Here is a 609-nt window from a genome sequence, read left to right as displayed (position 1 = left end):
GTGGGGCTGTTCGTGGACGTCAGTCCCGACGGGGTGCTGACGTCGATGATCGCCGCGACCGCGCCGGACGCCACCGTCGTGCCGACACTGCGCACCGGGCACCTCGTCAACGCCGCGGCCGGGCTGTATGCCGCCGGGGTGGAGCTGGACTGGACAGCCGTCCTCGGCGGCGCCTCGGCGCCGGCCGTCCCGCCGACCTACGCCTTCGAGCACACCCACTACTGGCTGAACGCCCCCGGCGCCGGCGACCGGCTCGTCGACGCGGCGATCAGTTTCGCCGACGGACAGGGTTGCGTTCTCACCGGCCGTATCTCGCTCGCGACGCAGCCGTGGTTGGCCGACCATGTCATCGCTGGTACCACGTTGCTGGCTGGTACTGGTTTGGTGGAGTTGGCGGTTCGGGCTGGTGACGAGTCGGGGCTTTCGGTGGTGCGGGAGTTGACGTTGCAGGCGCCGCTCGTCGTTCCTGCTCATGGCGGCGTCGAGTTGCAGGTCACGGTCGGTGCCGATGGTGATCTGGCGATCCATTCGCGGGCTGAGGGTGGTGGGGATTGGACCCGGCATGCCACGGGCGTTTTGGGTGTGGCTGGGACGGTCCCGGCGGCGGTA

At 69.8% G+C, this 609-nt stretch carries 1 protein-coding gene; it reads left to right on the top strand.

Features of this window, described 5'->3' with window-relative positions; translation table 11 throughout:
- Positions 1–12: 12 nt before the first annotated feature.
- Positions 13–609: polyketide synthase dehydratase domain-containing protein (locus IEZ31_RS55830; RefSeq protein ID WP_190258301.1), on the top strand; the 597-nt coding region annotated here is incomplete at its 3' end.

This window comes from Dactylosporangium sucinum (assembly GCF_014647515.1).
GTDB lineage: Bacteria > Actinomycetota > Actinomycetes > Mycobacteriales > Micromonosporaceae > Dactylosporangium > Dactylosporangium sucinum.
The sequence above is the reverse complement of the archived record's forward strand: the minus strand, read 5'-3'. Positions and strand labels throughout refer to the sequence as shown.